Source organism: Salinadaptatus halalkaliphilus, assembly GCF_006543045.1.
Taxonomy (GTDB): domain Archaea; phylum Halobacteriota; class Halobacteria; order Halobacteriales; family Natrialbaceae; genus Salinadaptatus; species Salinadaptatus halalkaliphilus.
On sequence record NZ_RBZW01000012.1, the window covers coordinates 180,628 to 198,984 of the forward strand.

Genomic DNA, 18,357 nt, shown 5'->3' on the forward strand with positions numbered 1-18,357 from the left:
ATCGGTTGCGTTGGCAACCGCCGCCCGGATCTCGGGTGCGCCGGCAATGACGTACAGGAAACCGTATCAGTCGTCGGTCGATCCACTCGAGTCGCCGCCGATCGCTTCGTGTTTGTGAAGCAGCGACATCTTCTCGCGGAGGTCTTCGTCCTCGTCGCCGTACGTTCGGATGCGGTAGACGTACAGCAGTGTCGCCAGGCCGATCCAGACGAACTGGAAGAGAAGTGCCGACGGGGCGCCAAGCGCGACGAAGATCATGAACACGGCCGAGACGATGACGTTGCCGACGGCGACGACCTTGAGCACCGGCAGCGGCAGCTTGTAGAACGAGTACTTGTACCGATCCGGAAACACCGTCGGCAAGTTCCACAGCGCGACGCCACTGATCATGAAACTGATGAAGATGCCGGTGACGGTGACGGTGACGAGCCAGTCCAGTACGTCGACGGCGATCAGTTCGCCGAGAGGACCGGTAAGCGGCGCGGCGAGCAACGGTGGCACTGCGAGCAACAGGAGCGCGCGGTTGGGCGTTCCGAACCGCTCGCTGATTCCCGCGAAAAAGCCGGGGACGACGTCGTCACGGGCCGCTCGCATGATCGTTCTGGAGTAGGAGGTATACAGCGTGTTGGTCGTCGTCGCCGCCGCGACGAGTGCCCCGAGTGCGACGAACGCGATCGCCCATCCCGGCAAGATACCGTCTGCAACGGCCGCGAGGCCGCCGTCGATCGCTTCACCGTCCTCGGCGATCGCTTCCCAGGGAACCGACCCAACCAGCGCAACGACAACGGCGATCGTGAGGACAGCCACGAGCGTCATTCCCGCAGCCAGCACGCGCGGGATGTTCTTGGCCGGGTTCTCGAGTTCTTCGCCGATCTCGATGATCATCGCAAAGCCCTGAAACGGGATGTAGAGGGTGACGGCCGCGAGGAAGAACGTCCCGTAGCCGTCGGCGAACGGTTCGCCCTCACCGGCCGGGAACAGTGGGTCGAGATTCGACGCGTCGAAGGAGGTGAAACCGCCGAGGGCGAAGGTAAGCATCGCCGCCATCAGTACGCAGACGAGGACGATTTGGATGTTCGCGGCGAGTCGAACCCCGACGTAGTTAAACACCAAAAAGGCACCAAGCAGGAGATACACCGAAAGCAGCGTCGGTAAATCAGCGAAGACGGGAACGAACTCGGCGAACCCGAGTGCAGCAAACAGGAGATACGCCCACACCGACATCACCGGCACGGCGACGCCCAGAAACCCCCAGTATGGCCCAACCAGCCTCGAGGCGTAGACGTAGGCGCCACCAGCGACCGGTATCGCACCGCCAAGTTGTAACAGCAATACAGCGTGTCATAGAATCGTTCACAACGATCAGTAGAGCTGCGAACTGACCGGTGAAGGAGCCACCAAATGCGATTGATATTCGAACTGGTATGCAAGATATAGAGTGAATTCATCGGTCTCGCCTTTCTGGATTTGAGGATGGGAGTTTTGTAGCGACCGGATATAGAACGCACATGGAAGGAGAGTTGCATCGAAAGCTTGTCGAAGAATCTTCGGATATTGCGACGATCATCGATTCAGAAGGGTTCTCTTAGCCGAGAAGTGAAAACAAGGCATAGGATCCCACGAGCGACATCATCGGCGTGATCACCCAGAGTGTCACAACGCGAACTGCCGCTGCCTGGTGGAACAGACCTTCGGCAGACAGTTCCTCCGGGTCTTTTTCGCCGATGCTAGACACACCATCCCCGGATGCGTGCTGTCTGTCCGGGTGAGGAGTCTCGCCTTCAGCGAGTTCGCCCACAGTCGGGCCCGAATTGACCCCCTTGTTGCCTTCAACTGGGTGAAGTCTGAGTGCACCAGTCGTAAACTTTGGAGCGGATTCATCGGCGGGAGATCGTGTGACTATTTCTGCGAGCGTCCGCGCTCGGCTTGCACGGCCCCACCCGAGTCCAATAATACAACTGGTCGTACTCACGGCGAGACTGGCTGGAATTCCGAGCCACGATAGGACGGTGATAATCGTCGCACCCACGGTCGAAACAATGAGCGCAGCCAGAATCGGCATCTCAGTAATATCGTTGCCAACGGTCGCCAGCGTCCGCCGGGCAATCGTGAAGCCGCCCACGCTGATGGCCCCAATTGCGAGGAGAATCGCCGGGCTAGGGTCAAGGGAACCGTTACCGACAAGCGGGGCGACTGCGTTCGCCGCGTTCGAGGCCCCAGCACTGAACGCCATGTAGCAGGCAATTGCCACCACAAGCGCCGACCCGATCAGATCCCGAGGCGAGACGTTATCGTTGACCGATAGCCGTGGGAGTCTCCCCTGGGTATCGATTGCGATCAACGGGTTCGTGAGGCGACCGAATTCGAATTTGGCGTCGAGGTGCGGGTACAGATATCTGCCAATAAACACACCTGTGAAGACGGCGATCAGCGGGGCGACGATCCATGCCGACAGGATGGTAAACATTAGCGCAGTGTTGAGCGTCCCCGTTGCCAATCCGAGTCCGACGATTGCTGCGACGGCTGTCATCGAGGTTGACGCCGGGACACCGTAGAGGTTCGAGATCAGGAGTGCGAGCCCGGTAAAAAAGAGGACGCCAACGCTCGCTGCAGGTGTAAAGGCTGCTGCATCGATGATTTCGGTACTCATCGTCGTGATGACCTTCCGCCCAATCGTCCACGCTCCGAGGAACGCAAACACGGTAAACAGTGCTCCGGCGGTGACTTTTCTGACGGCCCGGCTGCCGACTGCCGGTCCGAAGGCGACCCCGGTTGATGACCCGCCGATATTGTACCCGACGAACACCGCCACCAGCAATCCCACGAGAATGAGTAATTCTGCCACGTGTCTGCGTTCGGTTCGCATGCGAAAAAATAGTGCCGTTTCACTGCTGAACTGTTGGCTCCGACCGATAGACGCAGTAACACGGATATCTAGGACCGATTCGTCCCCATACGGGTTGCCCAAAGATCAGTGATCGATATGCGCCTTCTCTCCATCAACCGTTGAACGGACATTTTCACAAGCTGTTAGAAGGTGGTCTGCATCCAGAGGCTGAGGGCATTGGAGAAGGGGGGTTTCGCTATATGATTGCTGGTAAGAGAGCCTGTACCGCCCGAAAACCAGTATCAACTCCCTAAGGACTCCCCTTTTTGCGCGCTCAGAGGCTGTAGTCAACACATGTATTTCATTCCGTCAGAGCCCAGCGGAACAATTTGCTGGAACTCTCGGCCAAGATTGAACACCAGAACGTGATGTAGCACCAGAGCGACTCATCTGAATGTTGTAATGAACGCGTTGACAGCGTCGTCACTTCCTGTGACAATGAGGCGGTCGTTTCCTTTGATTACTGAACCGGCTCCGGGATTTGTCAGCAATTCACCGTTCCGCTCAATGGCGACGACGGTCGCTCCGGTTCGGTTGCGGACAGCCGATTCCTTGAGCGTTCTGCCGACAAGCTCAGGGGCAGTTGTCCGGATAATTTCGAACTGTGTTTCCGGTGTGAGAACTTCTAACTGCGTTTCCGGTGTGAGACCTTCTTCGTCCTCTAAGAGAACGGATGAGACCATTCGCCCGGTAACGGTCGAAAGGGCGAGCACGTACTCGGCACCAGCCCGGTAGAGTTTTGCTGTGTTTTCGACATCGTTCACCCGTGTTATCACTTCGATATCGGGTGCCAACTCTTCGATTGCGACGGTAGCGTACATTGTGGTCGTGTCGGCATCCAGTGCCAACACGACAACGCTTGCATTTTCGACACCGGATTCAGAGAGTGTTTCCTGCTGATTAATATCGCCGGTAATATCGACTCTGTCGTCCTCAGTTATATCAACCACCGTGGGTGAAACGTCGTTTGTCTCCAGAACGTCGATGACTGCTTGCCCAACGACACCATAGCCCGCCACGATGACCTGCTCACTACCGGGGGTCATTGGAGAAATTGTTCGGCTCTTCACCTCTTGGAGGGCCTCGTGATTTCCGGCAACAAGCAAAATCGTATTTGCGTCAATCCGCGTATTGGGCTCCGGAGCAGGACTGAACTCACCATTGGACCAGATCCCATTGACGGTAATCCCGAGCTCTCTCGGCAGTTTCAATTCCGCAAGAGTCTGCCCTGCGAGGTCGCTGTTTTTCTCGACGAGGATTTCTGCGAGTTCAAAATCGTCACCGAGTTCAATCGTCTCTTGGAGTTTTCTTGTAACCGAGAGGGTCGCTTTATTGCCGAGCGCGCGACCAAGGGCTTGTCGAGGTCGAATCACCTGGTCAGCGCCCGCATACCGATGATACTCTGCATCCTGTTTATTCTCCGCGACACTCACGACCATCAGATCTTCCCGGAGTTCTCTAGCAGTAAGAATTACTGAGATGTTCTCTTCGTCAGAAACATCGGCCACCAGCGCCTGGGCTTCGTTGATGTTTGCGGCTCGGAACGTCTGCTCATATTCGGGATCGCCGCAGATCGCTTCGATTCCACGGGTATTCAGATCCAGCACCGTTTTGGGATCATCATCGATAATAACATAGGGGACATCCGCTGCCTCAAGCTTAGACCGAAGGACATCTTCGCGCGGGTTGTATGAACAGATGATGACGTGGTCAGTAAGTTCGGTCGATTCCTGTGGGTTATCTTTGAGGGCTTGTTGAAATAGCGGCACGACGAACAGCGGTAGTGCTAGAAACACGAGGAGCACGCCGGAAAGGTTCATCCAAACGACGATGAGATTCATGATGGCTGTGTTCCAGTACCCAGTATCGCCACCGAATCCGGCTGTCGTGAGTGCCTCAATGACGACTTGTAAGGAATCAAAAAACGCGATCTCTACCCCTTCAAACGTGAGCATTGCCCACTGGTAGAGGAGCGTGTACACAAAGACAAGCAGGGCCACGGCAGACAATAACATGACAATCCGTCGCTGCCATTCTATCATTATAGCTCGATAGGACTGATTTGATTAAGTATTCTTTTATTGTACAGTTGGTGTTGAATATGCGCGTTCCATCTTGCACGCGAGTCTTGACAAGACTTGGATAAGCAGAGCGTGCGAATCTTTCTATGACACGCTCACAGCAATAGGATACCAAGAACCATCGGCACTATTGCGAGGACTATCGCGAGGACGATACTCGGCCCGGCCACGGCTGCCATCTGGGTCGGCACGATGAAGATACTCATTCCGACTGCCGTCCCAATGAGTAACGCCACCGCCGCGATCGGGCCCACCTGCTCGTTGATCAACTTGAAATCGTCATCGGCCATCGTTTGTATGTCAGTGAATCTCTCCCACTGACTTTAACATTAGTATTAATATGCCAGTATATGGCGGAACGCCAGCCACGAAGTTGGCTATCACTGGTACGTCCATCCGACGAAGAATCCACGATCGTGGATACACCTTCGCATTGCGGACCCTCATCTGGGCACGGATCCGAGCATTGATTAGCCTCGCGGTCGCCACCTCGAGTAATGACCGAAATTATCGACGGCAACGCCGTCGCCAGCGAGATTCGGGACGACCTGACGGACGCGATCGAGACGCTTACCGACGCGGGTGCTCGACCCGGGCTGGCGACCGTACTGATGGGCGACGATCCTGCCAGCCAGACCTACGTGAACATGAAACAACGCGACTGTGAAGAGGTCGGCATCGAAAGCGTCCACGTCGACGTCGCTGGCGATGCGTCGCCCGAAACGCTCTACGAAGAAATCGCTGCGCTCAACGACGATCCCGCGGTCCACGGCTACATCGTCCAGGCTCCCGTCCCGGATCACGTCGACTACCGGGAGGTCATCCGTCGCGTCGATCCCGCGAAGGACGTCGACGGCTTCCACCCCGAGAACGTCGGTCGCCTCGTCGCCGGCGACGCTCGCTTCCGTCCCTGTACCCCCCACGGCGTCCAGAAGCTCCTCGAGAGCGCGGGCGTCGACCTCGAGGGCAAAGACGTCACCATCGTCGGCCGGTCGGACATCGTCGGCAAGCCACTGGCCAATCTGCTGATTCAGAAGGCCGACGACGGCAACGCGACCGTAACGGTGTGTCACTCCCGGACCGAAGACCTCGCTGCCAAGACGCGAGACGCGGACATCGTCGTCGCGGCGGCCGGCGCGCCGGAACTCGTCGATGGCTCGATGATCGGTGACGGCGCCGTCGTGATCGATGTCGGTGTCAACCGCGTCGATGCGGACACTGAGAAGGGGTACGAACTCGTCGGCGACGTCGAGTTCGAGTCCGCGAAAGAACAGGCTAGTTCGATCACGCCCGTTCCCGGCGGCGTCGGGCCGATGACTCGCGCGATGTTGCTCTACAACACCGTCAAAGCTGCGAGTCTGCAGGAAGGCGTCGATGTCGACCTCCCCTGAGTTCGTCCCGTGCAGTTCGAAGACACCACGTCGTTCCGACCACACCGGATCGACCGCACCGAACCGATAGGCCGATAGTATCGGCCTCGAGAGTACCAGTACGCGAATGACGCGAACGCTTCTCGTCGCCGGAACTGCGAGCCACGTCGGCAAGTCGACCGTCGCCGCGGGGCTCTGTCGACTGCTGGCCGACCGCGGCGTCGCCGTCGCGCCGTTCAAGGGCCAGAACATGAGCAACAACGCTCGAGTCGTCCTTCGAGCGGACGTGATCGACCGAGACGAGCCACGCGACACCGAGGGCGATCCAGCGGCCGACCAGTGGGGCGAGATCGGCGTCTCGCAGTTCGTCCAGGCCAGAGCCGCCCGGACGACCCCGACGACGGACTGCAACCCCGTCCTGTTGAAGCCCCGTGGCGACGGCGAGAGCCAGCTCGTCCTCCAGGGCGAGGCCCACGAGCACGTCCCCGCGGGGACGTACTACGAGGAGTACTGGGAGCGAGCACGTGAGGCCGCCGAACAGTCCTACCGACGGCTGGCGGCCGACCACAAGGTGATCGTGGCCGAGGGCGCCGGCAGCATCGGCGAGATCAACCTCCACGACCGCGACCTCGCGAACGTCGAGACGGCTCAGTTCGCGGATGCCGACATCCTCCTGCTGGTCGACATCGAACGCGGCGGCGCGTTCGCCAGTCTCTACGGTACCCTCGAGTTACTCCCCGAGAGCCTCCGCGAGCGCGTCGTCGGGGCGGTCATCACGAAGTTCCGCGGCGACCGGTCCCTGCTCGAGCCGGGGATCGAGGAGATCGAATCCCGAACCGGCGTCCCCATACTCGGCGTCGTTCCGTACGCGGATCCCGGACTTCCCGAGGAAGATAGCGTCGGGCTCCCCGGTCCCGAATCCCGTGGCGTCCACGGCGAGGACGACGGCATCCCGGAGCAGTCCCGTATACGGATCGCCGTCCCGCGGCTGCCACGCATCTCGAACGCGACCGACCTCGAGGCGCTGGCCGGCGAACCCGGCGTCTCGGTCGAGTACGTCCCGGTCGCACCCGGGGAGAAGACGACCGATCCGACCGCCGCACTTGCCGACGCCGACGCCGTCGTCGTCCCCGGCACAAAAAACACGGTCGACGATCTGCTCGCGCTTCGCGAGGCCGGCTTCGACGACGCGCTCGCGTCCTTCGACGGCCCGATCGTCGGCATCTGTGGCGGCTATCAGCTACTGGGCAAACGGATCACCAACGCCGCCCTCGAGGGGACCGGTACGGGCGACGTCGTCGAGGGTCTCGGCGTTCTCCCCGTCGAAACGCGCTTCGAGACCGACAAACACGTCGAGCAAACGACGGTCCCGGTCGAGGCGAACGCGACGCCATTGCTCGAGGGTGCAACGGGGGAGGCGACGGGCTACGAGATTCACGCCGGATGCACACACGTGCTCCCGACCGCGAGCGTCACCCGACCGCTGGGCGACTCGAGCGTCGCCCACGAACGGATACTCGGCACGTACTTGCACGGACTCTTCGACAACGTCGCCGTTCGGGAGGCGTTTCTCGAGGGCGTGGCGAGGTCGGCCGGCGTCTCATGGCCGCCGGAAACCGAGACGACGCCGGGGGACGACGGATCGACGACATCGACACTCACCGGTGAGACGCCTGCGGATCGGGCGGCGACGCTCGTCCGGGAACACGTCGCCCTCGAGACGTTGGGTGGCCACTTCGTCGGGGCATCGAACGATCGGTGAGAACCGAGAGGAGTGCGAGCGACGGAGTATCGACCGACAGCAACGACCGAGAACAGCAGACTGCGTGTCGCTACGTCGGACTGGATCGGTAGGTTCCGAGTAGCTCCTCTAAGATGATACACTCCTGGTCGGTCGAGTCGTAGTGGGTATCGATGAATCGCTCTGCGGCCTCGTAATCGCCGCGAAGGCCGTGTTTGCGAACCGTGATGACGGCGTCGAGAAAGAAGGTTCCGCCGTCGGTCCCGAGGGCTTTGGCGTGATCTTCCTCGCTGATGTCGAGTTCGGTCTTGATCTCGTCGAAGTTGAATGTCTTGACGTCGTGATCCGGGTTGATAAGCGTGAGAACGTACTCCGCGGAGAACCGATAGAACTCGGATTTACTCTCGAACATACCGTCTTCGACGAGGTGGTCGATCTCTTCGACGACCTCGTCAGGATATCTGACGGTATCTTTGGCCATGATCTCAACTACCTCGCTACTCGCTAATTATAGTTTCGGATGTGTCGGGTATGCTAACACTCGAGACCGGGCGCGTGGCGGGCAGCCGAGACGTTCCAACTCGGTCGCTTCTGATCCGTCATAATCGATCGAATAAAGATAGAACAGGCGTTACAACGCCTGAGGGTTGTTCTATAGTTGTCTCGAGGGATGTCTATGAGGTGTGTGCAACTACCTGCAGATTTATTATTTATCGCCTGGTAGTGGGAGATGCAATGGCAGACGAAGACGAAATCCGCGAGCAGATGATCGAGGCGTTCGAGGGCGCTGACTATCCGGTCTCGAGTGCGATGGATCTCGTACCCGCACTCCCAAACGGTCCCGGTACGAAGTTCGAGTCCGGTGACTTCTCGATGACCGCGATGGAACTGAATACGAAAACGTCCGGGGGCGACTTCCCGTACGACGATGTCGAACCGTTTGTCGACGATATCATCGACGATCTCAAAGAGCAAGGCGAGATTTGAGACGGCCAGATAGTTCCGTTCGCCGGTGATTGCCAAACCGCACGTCGATCGTCGACTGCGGTCAGACCCGATCGGTTTCCTCGAGTGCAGACAGCGTCGGCTCTGGGGCTGCTCGAGATAGCGGGCCCACCGACACTTGGCATCACTATCACTGTATAGATACGTCGCTGCGTCCCCCATCGAACCGTCAAAATCACCAGGTTTTTATTCCGGAATGTTTTCTGCAGCACAAAGTGGCGGAATGAAGCGGCGGTGTGGGGACGAGCAAACTGAGACGTATGGAACGTGACATACAACAGGACACGATCGTCCTCGTGACAGAATCCGTCGAGACGGATAGCTACTGCTGTGATCGACTTCCCGACACCGACTACCCGGTCGATCCTGTCACAGCCGACTCGCTCGAAACGACACTCGAGACGGTAACGCCGGTCGGCATCGTCGTTTCGCTCGAGGCGGTCGAGTCGATTCGCCACTGTCTCGAGACCGTCCAGGACGTCGCTACTCGCGTCCCGACGATCGTTTCGCCACGGGAGGGATCGGAGGCGATCGCGGCGGCCGCGGTACGAGGCGGCGCCGACGAGTACGTACCGCTGGAGTCGGATGCGCGACGCGAGCGGATTCACACCACACTCGAGAGCGGTACTGAGACGGCACACCACCAGTCGGAATCGTATCACCGAATTCTCGCGACGGAACTGCCCGACGAAGGGTTCGTCATCGCTGCGGACGGTACCTATCTCGAGGCGAGACTCCGGCCGGAGGCGACGGAACTGTACTCGATGCCCGCCGAGGAGTTGGTCGGGAGTGGCCTCGCTGACGTGTTCCCCGAGGAGACTGCACGTCGGCTCCAGACGTGTATTGCACGCACGCTCGAGACCGGCGACCGGCAGTCGATCGAGTACGACGCTCCGACGACGGAGGGTCGTCGCTGGTACGAAGCACGGGTCGTCCCGACGGACGAACGGGTCGACGGTCGCCGGGCCGTCGTCTGGCTTGCCAGAGATATTACCGAACGGGTGCGACGGGAGCAGGAATTACGCTCCCGCCAGAGCGAACTCGAGACGTTCAACAAGATCAACGCGGTCGGTCGCCAGGTGTTCGAGACCCTGATCGACGCGACCGACCGAGACGCGATCGAGACGGCAATCTGTTCGAATCTCGTCGATTCGGAGCTCTATAGCGGCTCCTGGATCGCCGAACGCAAGCCCGACGGCGAACTCGTGTATCGAACCGGCAGCGGCGAAGCGATGTCGTATCTCGAGTGTGTCGAGTCCAGATCAGCCGACGACGGATTCCCCGCCGCACAGGCGGCAGTGACCGACGAGAGCCATACTGTAACACGCATTCGAGAGCGCGAGCCGCTCCCGGATCCCTTACAACAGGCAGCCTGTGACGACGATGTCGAATCGGTGCTTGCGGTACCGATCGCGTACGAAGACGCAACGTATGGCGTCCTGACCGTCCTGTCACCCCGAATTGATGCCTTTAGCGACCACGAACAGAACGGGTTCGAACTGCTGGGTGAGACGATGGGGTTTGCGATCATGGCGGTTAAAAACCGGCAACTGTTGTTCGCCGACTCGGCGGTCGAGCTCGAGTTCCGAATCGACGGGGGCGATAGCTTTTCGTTCGATCTCACCCAGCAATACGACTGTACGTGTACGCTCGAGTGGACGGGGATGACGACCGACGGACAGACCTATCAGTTCGTGACGATCGACGGGCTCGACGGGGAGACGGTCTGTGACGAGGCGGGCGCTCACCAGTCGATCGAGACGTATCGACTTGTTTCCGACGGGACCGACCAGTGTACGATCGAAATGCAACTGTGCGAATCGGGTGTCCAGACGTTGACGAACCACGGCGTAACGATTCGAGACGTTACGGTCGAGGACGGTGTCGGAAACTGTCTCGTCGAGGTCTCACAAGACGCGAACGTTCGGGAGATCGCAACGGCACTCGCAAACGTTTACGAACATACCGAACTCGTCGCTCGTCGGGCGGTTGACCGGCCGGTCCAGACCGCAGCCCAGCGGCGGGATCGTATCCTCGACGAACTAACCGACAGACAGCTGACGACGCTTCGACTCGGATACTATGGCGGCTTTTTCGAGTGGCCACGCGAGAGTACCGGCGAAGAAATCGCCGACGCGATGGACATCTCCCCGCCGACGATGCACCAGCACCTTCGCAAGGGCCTCAAGACGGTGCTACGCGAGTTCTTCGAGAACAGTGCTGCCACGGGCCGATGAGCCGACGCGTAACGGTTCGCCTTGTCTCCGACTCGATGCGAAACCGATCACCGACGAGGCGCCCAACCCCACGTCATCGAGACTGTCGTGAAACGATCGGGCGGTCGATTCCTCGACACTCCACATCGCCTGTCGGTGTGGATACGTGACGTGTATCGACAGCACGAACCGTTTCGCGGTCGATACGAATCTCGAGCCAGTGTGGCGCTGCAGCCGGGTCGACTCGCCGTAAGGCGAGCAGGGACTGTTCGCGCGTTTCGACGACGAGACGGTCAGGGTCGGTCTGGCGCAAGCAAAGCCGCCAGTCCCCGCACCGTCGCTTGCGACGGAGCTCCCAGTCAGTGTAGTACTGTCCGTTCGAGCCCGCAAAGAGATCCTCGACGGAGCTCACGGTCTTCCCCCGGCCGGTGGCCGCTCGCCCACAGTATCGCTACCGTCTGTGACTACCATCGTAAGCGAATCCAACGGCCGGTCGGGCATCGACGCTCGGATTCATTTCGACGACGTTTATAGTAGCGTGACTCTCTTTGATTCGTGAACATTTCGTCACATATCAGCGACTGTGTATAACACGTGAATATGTGAACCCGGACCATCTGTACGCATCACGCGAAACGAGTATCTGTGACTCGACGAGCGTTCCTCGGTGCAGTCGGCTCGCTGCTCTCTGTTGGAGCGCTCTCGTATACGACGCGCGATCCGGCCGATAGTCTCGAGGTTCGATTTTGGCTCTCGGAACGAGCGGCGACCTACGACGACGTCGCCGAGCGCGTTCGATCCTCCCTTGAGCGGTTGCTGTCGTTCGAGTGGTGGGCACTTGAGGTGAGCTTCGGCGGCACCGTCACGGTCTCGACCGAGGACGGCGCTCGCGTGACGGTTGGTGGCGAGTGGCCGAAAGCGGTCTCGGCGGGAGCACTCGGTCGGACGGAACTCGAGCCCGCGACGGACGTGAATCTCCTGATCACCGACGGACAGATGGCTGAGGCACCGACGGGATACGGGCTGCCCCACGTCGCTTCGGTCGGGGGTGCCCGGCACGTCGCGGCGCTCGAACCGATCGACGAGCTACTCGCGACCGACGATCCGCAAAAACGGGTCCCGCTGTCGACGCCGACGCGGACCATGCAGGTGTTGCTTCACGAGGTCGGTCACGCACTCGGTCTCGACCACGATCACGGTCTCGCTTACTGGGACGGACGAGCCGTCGTCGCGACGCCGATGATTAGCACGTACGCCTTCGATCCGGACTATCCAGTCGACCAAACACAGTGCGGGACGGCCTACGCATCCTCCGTCGCGACGCCGCGAAAACTTAGTTTCGCCTTTGCTGCGTGTGCCAAACGCGAACTCGAGACCTACAGCGGCGGCTTTCGTCCCTAATCCAGATAAGGAACCAGCAGCCGTCGGTCGGCTTACTCGTCGTCCGCTTGTTCGTCGTCGCCGCGAGCGAAACTTGCCTGGCTCTGTCCGTCCTCGGCGCCTGGGCTCGGTCCCTCGATGAGCGCTTCGAAGTCGTCGGCCTCGTCGTACTGCTCGCGGTAGACCAGCGCTGCCTTCCCCGTCGACGTAATCTCGTAGAGCCCGGAGCGCTCTGCTGGGCCGATCTTCTCGACCAGCCCGTAATCTTCGAGCACGGGCAGTCTCGTGTTGATGTTCTTGCGGCTCTTCCCCGTATGTGCAGCCAGATTCGTCGCGACGTTGCGTCCTTTGGCTTCGAGTGCCTCGAGGATCAGGAAGTCAGTTGGTTGGCGTAGTTTCACTCTCGTTCACTCTCGTACTGACTCTTTATTTCCAGTGGTAACTAATACTTTCGGCCTACAGTGGTTATTTCTACCAGTAACTCATCCGATGTCGACTGCAGGCTCGAGACGCCATTAGTGCGCCCGAGCCCCGGCGGTTGTACCGGAACATCGGGCAGCGGCCCGTCTCGGTCGGTCAGATCTGTTCGAGCGCGTCGAGTCCGGTCGAGTCGAGCCACTCCAGAAACGTCGCGACGTCGGCGGGAGACGAAACGCGATAGGCAGCTGCGGACGGAGACGCCTGGCCGACTCGAATGCCGATTCCATCGGGTGCGATAGCGCGAAACGCGGATTCGTCGGTCACGTCGTCGCCGATGTAAAGCGTCGTCGTTCCCGGCGGCTGATCCGCTTCGAGTAAGGCCACGGCATTACCTTTTCCCCAGGGAATCGACGGCCCGATCTCGATGACGCGTTTTCCCGTCGATACCGAGAGGGTGCCCTCGCCAACCCGATCGACGGTCCGTCGGGTGAGTCGCGTCACGAGGGGTCGAGCCTCGGCCGGTACCGTTCTCACGTGGACCGTTCCCGTGAGGCGTTTATTCTCTATCCTGATATTTGGTACGGGATCGAGGACGGTCTCGAGCACCGAACAGACGACTCCAAGCCGTTTTGCCCGTTTCCTGGCGACGGGATGGACCGCGATTGACTCGTCGCGTGCGAGCTCGAGTCCGTGATTGCCGGCGTAGAGACGCGGTCCGGCGATTCGCCGACGAACGTCTGCCAGTGCCCGACCGCTGACGATGGCTGTCGTGACTCGGGAGTCGGCGACGAGCGACGCAAGCGCTCGTTCGGTCGCCGGCAGCGCCGTCGCCTCGTCGGGATCTTCGACGATCGGGGCGAGCGTGCCATCGAAATCGAGACAACACAACAGCCGCCGACTCCCCGCCAGACGAGCGCGAACGTCGTCGTAGGAATCGACCAGTGGCCGGGGTGACACGTCAGTCGCCATCCGACTCAGATCGGTGGCGTTCGTTCCCGAGAGTCGTTATCGGTGTCCGGACGGGACACCGTCGAACGGTTCCGCGTTTGTACCCGTCGGATCCACTCGAATTGGGACTCCATCCACTGCTCGAGATCAGCCTCGAAGACGCGTGTTCGAAGCGTTTGCAGCCGGCGGTGGCGCTCGTGTGGTGCCATCGTGAGTGCCCGCTCGATCTGGGTGGCCGTCTCCTCGACATCGGTCGGATCGATAGAAAGTGCGTGCGAGCCGAGGTGGTCGTGTGCGCCGGCTTGGTCGCTCAATACGACGGTTCCAGTGCCGTCGACGCTCGCAGCGACGTACTCCTGGGTGACCAAGTTCATCCCGTCGAGCAACGGGCTCACGATCATCACGTCAGCGCGACGATAGAGCCCACAGAGCGTCTCGTGCTCGAGGTAGGCTTCGGTGTAGACGATCGGCTGCCAGTCGTCAGTTTCGAACCGGTCGTTGATCCGCTCGACCTCCTCTCTGACCAATTTTCCGTACCGTTCGTAAGCTGGAATATCGGTTCGGGAGGGTGTTGCCTTCTGGACGAACGTAAACTCGCCTTGCCACGCCGGATTGCGCTCGAAAAAGCGCTCGAGGGCGACCAGCCGGTCGAGGATTCCTTTCGAGTAATCCAGCCGGTCGACGCCGAGCCCGAGAACGGTTTCGGAAGCCACGTCGTGGTCCTCGAGCACCGGGTTTTGGTCGGTCTTGGCCGACCGTGCCTCGCGGTCGTAGGAGTCGGCGTCGACCCCCATCGGCGTCGCGACGACCTGCGTTTTCGAGCCGTCGTACTCGACGGTACGCTGGCGATAATCGACGGTCGCCGCCGGAACGAATCGGTCGACCGACTCCAGGAAATTCGTCACGTACCGATCGACGTGAAAGCCGAGCAAGTCGGCACCGAGCAGTCCGGTGAGGAGCTGGTCGCGAGCGGGACACGCCGCGAAGATGGACGGCGTCGGCCAGGGGATATGCCAGAACTGTGCGACGGTCGTCGACCGTGGTGTCGCCTCGCTGACAAGCTTCGGTGCGAACGCGAAGTGGTAGTCCTGAAACCAGACGACCGAGTCCGCGTCGGCGTGGTCGATGACCGCGTCCGCAAAGCGCTCGTTGACTCGCCGATACCACTCGAGGTCGGTCGGCCGATCGTCGACGAGATGGGGGAGCTCGTGACACAGCGGCCATAGCACGCGATTGCTGAACCCGTAGTAGTAGCCGTCGACGGCCGCCTCCGAGAGGTCGACCCGCCCCAGCGTGTAGGCCTCGTCCTCGGGTGGAACGGCGACGCAGCCGCTGTCGTCAGTGACGTCGAAGTCGGCGTCGCCATCGCCCCAGGCGATCCACGTTCCCCGTTGCTCCCGGAGGACGGGATCGAGACCGGCCGTCAATCCGCCGGTCGGCTCGTCGACCGTTATCGATCGCTCGTCGGGATCCGGTCGATCCGATTCGGGCGCCTCGGTGGGTGGTTCCGTCCTGCCGTCGCCACCGTCATCCGCGTCGTCGTACTCGTGACGGTAGGGTTGACGGTTGGAGACGACGATCAACGATCCGGGAACGGCCGTCCCGTCGGCGTCGGCTCCATCCAGTCGTCTGCCGCCGTCTGCTCGTATCCGGTGCGTCCTCGAGTACGTCAACGACAGTCGCTCGTCGGGAACTCGCATTCGCTGCAAACAGACAGCGCGGGCACGGGTCGGTGCACGGCCTGCAGCCGCATGGTGCTCATACTGTCACCAACGGTAAACACACAATTACTGCGGACTGTAGGCTGACCCAAACGTTGATCGGCTCCGTCGGTGACACTCCCGTATGGCCTCTCTGTACGACGATCGGATCGACGCCTGTCGACACGAACTCGAGGCGACCGACGCGGCGCTTGCGGTCGTCTTTCCCGGCCCGAATCTGACGTATCTTACAGGGTTTCAGGAATCGCCGTCCGAACGACACTTCCTCTGTTTTGTCCCGCGAGAAGGCGATCCAACCGTCGTCGCACCCTCCCTGTATGAGTCCCAACTCGCGGCGCTGCCCGTCGACGGGCTCACCGTCAGGACCTGGAGCGACGACGACGATCCCGTCGCCGTCGTCGCGGACATCCTCCAGTCGTACGGGATCGAGACCGGTCGCGGTCGGACGATCCTGCTCGACGACAGACTCTGGGAGACGTTCTCTCAGGACGTTCGATCGCTGTGTCCTGGCGCCGACTTCGGGCTCGCCAGCACCGCCCTCGAACCGTTACGCCTCCGAAAAGACGCGGTCGAACGGCAGGCCCTGGCCGAAGCTAGCGCGATCGCAGACGAGGTGTCACTCGAGATACGAAAACGTGGGACGGACCTCGTTGGGACGACCGAGGCCGAGCTCGCGGCCGAGATCGAGAGACACCTCGCCGACGCCGGTGGCGTCGAACCCGCCTTCGAGACCATCGTCGCATCGGGCCCGAACGCGGCACGGCCACACCACCACAGCGGCGACCGCGAGATACAGCACGGGGACCCGATCGTCCTCGATTTCGGCGCGTTCGTCGACGCCGAGCTGCCGGCCGGAGCCGGTCGGTATCCAGGTGACCAGACGCGAACGATCGTTGTCGGTGACCCACCAGCGGGCTACACCGCGGTTCACGACACCGTCTGTGAGGCACAACAGGCAGCCATCGGCGTTATCGAGCCAGGCGTCAGCGCCGCGGCCGTCGATCGAGCCGCCCGCGACGTCATCGAAACCGCTGGCTACGGCGAGGCGTTCCGCCACCGAACCGGCCACGGCGTCGGCCTCGAGGTCCACGAACCGCCCTACCTCGTCGCGGACAACGATCGCGAACTCGAACCGGGGATGGTCTTCAGCGTCGAGCCCGGCATCTATCTCGACGACCGGTTCGGCGTCCGGATCGAGGACCTCGTCGTCGTCACCGAAGACGGGAGCCAACGGCTGAACGACTCGCCGCGAGGCTGGGAAACGGAGACGTAAATCGAGAGTGGCACCGGCTGGACTGGGGCCAGACGAATCGAACTCGCCACGGAAATGGATCAGCAACCGGGACGCTCTCAGTAATAATAGAGTTCGAGTTCGTGGCCACAGTGCTGACAGCGAGTTTCGGTCCCTTGCAGTCGGTTGCTATCATCCTGGAGCGTCTCGTCGCTCACATCGACGAGACCCGGACCGGGCGGCAACGGCGTATTCACGGTCGCGTTACACGCCGGACAGCCGATACGCATACTCGAGCGGTTCGATCGAGACATGATCTGGGCGTACTCGACACCCACCGATAGTTATCCCGCTCGTACCCGCTCGTTTCGACCGATTTCGGATCGTTCGACGGATGTACGATGTCGTTTACGAGTCTCGAGTGGCGACGGCGCGGGGGCCACCACTCGAGTGCGTTCGAGAGCCACACCAACGGACCTTTGATCGTGCCGTCTCTAGGTATCGCGTATGCAACGACGGACACGACGGCGATGCCTGCAGACACTCGGCGTGGCGGGGGCGGCCGGACTCGCCGGCTGTCTGGACGACTTCGGGGCGTCGGGGAGCGCCAACGGGGACGGCACGCCCGAGGCTGAACGCGCCTCGAGCGAACCGGACGGCCCGACCGTGCTCGATCCGCCGCGTGAGTCACGCGGCGATCCCTCACACCCGATTCACGGCGACGCATTCCCGTCGTTTTCGCTTCCTGACCCACTCACCGACGAGACCGTCTCGCTCGAAGATCACCTCGGCGAACGCGCGTTTCTGCTGACGTTTTTCTTTACCGCGTGTCCCGACGGCGCCTGTCCAGCACTGCTCCTGCGGCTACGACGCGCCCAGGAAGATGCCGCCGAGAATGGGTATGCCGACGATCTCAACCTGCTGGCGATGACCTTCGATCCCGAACGCGATACCCCCGAGGTCCTCGAGGAGTACGGCCACCAACAGGGCGCCGATCTCGAGGCTGGTAACTGGCACTTCCTCCGGCCAGCAAGCTACGAAGAGGGCGAGCAGCTGATCTCGGAGACCTTCGGAATGCCGTTCCAGCGCGTCGAAGACGAGGAGGACCTCGAGGAGGGAGCGAGCGACCAACACGATGGTGACGGCCAGCATCACGATGGTGACGACGGAAACCACGACGGTGGCGATCACGACGACCACGATCACGGCGAGTACACCTTCACCCACTACAACTTGATCGTGCTCGTCAACACGGAGGGGATCGTCGAACGGGCCTATCCAAACGCCGTCGGAGATCGCGAGGCCGTCAGCATCGAGACGATCGTCGACGACGCCCGAACGGTCGCCACCGAGTGAC

Annotated in this window: 16 protein-coding genes; 7 read left to right on the forward strand and 9 right to left on the reverse strand. The window is 60.9% G+C overall.

From position 1 onward, the window contains the following. Positions 1 to 66: 66 nt before the first annotated feature. From D8Y22_RS04435 to D8Y22_RS04450, 4 genes are all read right to left on the reverse strand, one after another. The gene (locus D8Y22_RS04435; protein ID WP_246084351.1) at positions 67 to 1,332 is read right to left on the reverse strand and encodes an APC family permease; all 1,266 of its coding nucleotides are present in this window, start codon (positions 1,330 to 1,332) and stop codon (positions 67 to 69) included. Positions 1,333 to 1,585: 253 nt separating this feature from the next. Continuing rightward, positions 1,586 to 2,845 carry an inorganic phosphate transporter gene (locus D8Y22_RS04440; protein ID WP_141463515.1) on the reverse strand — a complete coding sequence of 420 codons (1,260 nt, stop codon included), beginning with the start codon at positions 2,843 to 2,845 and terminating at the stop codon, positions 1,586 to 1,588. Positions 2,846 to 3,273: 428 nt separating this feature from the next. Then, a complete protein-coding gene (locus tag D8Y22_RS04445; protein ID WP_141463516.1) occupies positions 3,274 to 4,929 on the reverse strand; it encodes a potassium channel family protein in 1,656 nt (551 codons plus the stop codon). Between the two features lie 134 nt (positions 4,930 to 5,063). Beyond that, positions 5,064 to 5,258: a hypothetical protein gene (locus tag D8Y22_RS04450; protein ID WP_246084352.1), complete on the reverse strand. Its 195-nt coding sequence runs from the start codon at positions 5,256 to 5,258 to the stop codon at positions 5,064 to 5,066. A 207-nt stretch (positions 5,259 to 5,465) separates the two neighbouring features. On the opposite strand from D8Y22_RS04450, the gene D8Y22_RS04455 reads away from it, so the two are divergent. Next, positions 5,466 to 6,359: a bifunctional methylenetetrahydrofolate dehydrogenase/methenyltetrahydrofolate cyclohydrolase gene (locus D8Y22_RS04455; protein ID WP_141463517.1), complete on the forward strand. Its 894-nt coding sequence runs from the start codon at positions 5,466 to 5,468 to the stop codon at positions 6,357 to 6,359. A 106-nt stretch (positions 6,360 to 6,465) separates the two neighbouring features. After that, positions 6,466 to 8,100: a cobyric acid synthase gene (locus D8Y22_RS04460; RefSeq protein WP_141463518.1), complete on the forward strand. Its 1,635-nt coding sequence runs from the start codon at positions 6,466 to 6,468 to the stop codon at positions 8,098 to 8,100. Between the two features lie 70 nt (positions 8,101 to 8,170). On the opposite strand, the gene D8Y22_RS04465 is transcribed toward D8Y22_RS04460, so the two are convergent. Next, positions 8,171 to 8,560, reverse strand: a complete 390-nt coding sequence (locus tag D8Y22_RS04465; RefSeq protein WP_141463519.1) for a CopG family transcriptional regulator — start codon at positions 8,558 to 8,560, stop codon at positions 8,171 to 8,173. A 254-nt stretch (positions 8,561 to 8,814) separates the two neighbouring features. On the opposite strand from D8Y22_RS04465, the gene D8Y22_RS04470 reads away from it, so the two are divergent. From D8Y22_RS04470 to D8Y22_RS04485, 3 genes are all read left to right on the forward strand, one after another. Then, on the forward strand, positions 8,815 to 9,066 hold the full coding sequence (locus D8Y22_RS04470; protein WP_141463520.1) for an MTH865 family protein: 252 nt from the start codon (positions 8,815 to 8,817) through the stop codon (positions 9,064 to 9,066). Between the two features lie 278 nt (positions 9,067 to 9,344). Continuing rightward, complete coding sequence (locus D8Y22_RS04475) at positions 9,345 to 11,321, forward strand: bacterio-opsin activator domain-containing protein (protein ID WP_141463521.1); 1,977 nt, start codon at positions 9,345 to 9,347, stop codon at positions 11,319 to 11,321. Between the two features lie 624 nt (positions 11,322 to 11,945). After that, a complete protein-coding gene (locus D8Y22_RS04485) occupies positions 11,946 to 12,701 on the forward strand; it encodes a peptidase M10A and M12B matrixin and adamalysin (protein ID WP_141463522.1) in 756 nt (251 codons plus the stop codon). A gap of 32 nt (positions 12,702 to 12,733) precedes the next feature. Here the strand turns inward: D8Y22_RS04485 and D8Y22_RS04490 are convergent, their stop codons facing one another. The 3 genes from D8Y22_RS04490 to D8Y22_RS04500 all read right to left on the reverse strand — a co-directional run bounded on the left by D8Y22_RS04490 (position 12,734) and on the right by D8Y22_RS04500 (position 15,748). Further along, the gene (locus D8Y22_RS04490) at positions 12,734 to 13,081 is read right to left on the reverse strand and encodes a winged helix-turn-helix transcriptional regulator (protein WP_141463523.1); all 348 of its coding nucleotides are present in this window, start codon (positions 13,079 to 13,081) and stop codon (positions 12,734 to 12,736) included. A 175-nt stretch (positions 13,082 to 13,256) separates the two neighbouring features. Next, a complete protein-coding gene (gene otsB, locus D8Y22_RS04495) occupies positions 13,257 to 14,069 on the reverse strand; it encodes a trehalose-phosphatase (protein WP_141463524.1) in 813 nt (270 codons plus the stop codon). Positions 14,070 to 14,074: 5 nt separating this feature from the next. After that, entirely contained in the window at positions 14,075 to 15,748 is a 1,674-nt protein-coding gene (locus D8Y22_RS04500) for an alpha,alpha-trehalose-phosphate synthase (UDP-forming) (RefSeq protein ID WP_141463525.1), read from the reverse strand. Positions 15,749 to 15,893: 145 nt separating this feature from the next. On the opposite strand from D8Y22_RS04500, the gene D8Y22_RS04505 reads away from it, so the two are divergent. Further along, the gene (locus D8Y22_RS04505; protein ID WP_141463526.1) at positions 15,894 to 17,042 is read left to right on the forward strand and encodes a M24 family metallopeptidase; all 1,149 of its coding nucleotides are present in this window, start codon (positions 15,894 to 15,896) and stop codon (positions 17,040 to 17,042) included. A 77-nt stretch (positions 17,043 to 17,119) separates the two neighbouring features. On the opposite strand, the gene D8Y22_RS04510 is transcribed toward D8Y22_RS04505, so the two are convergent. Continuing rightward, positions 17,120 to 17,314, reverse strand: coding sequence for a hypothetical protein (locus D8Y22_RS04510; protein WP_141463527.1), 195 nt, complete (start codon positions 17,312 to 17,314; stop codon positions 17,120 to 17,122). A 193-nt stretch (positions 17,315 to 17,507) separates the two neighbouring features. On the opposite strand from D8Y22_RS04510, the gene D8Y22_RS04515 reads away from it, so the two are divergent. Further along, entirely contained in the window at positions 17,508 to 18,356 is an 849-nt protein-coding gene (locus D8Y22_RS04515) for an SCO family protein (protein WP_141463528.1), read from the forward strand. Position 18,357 lies beyond the last annotated feature (1 nt).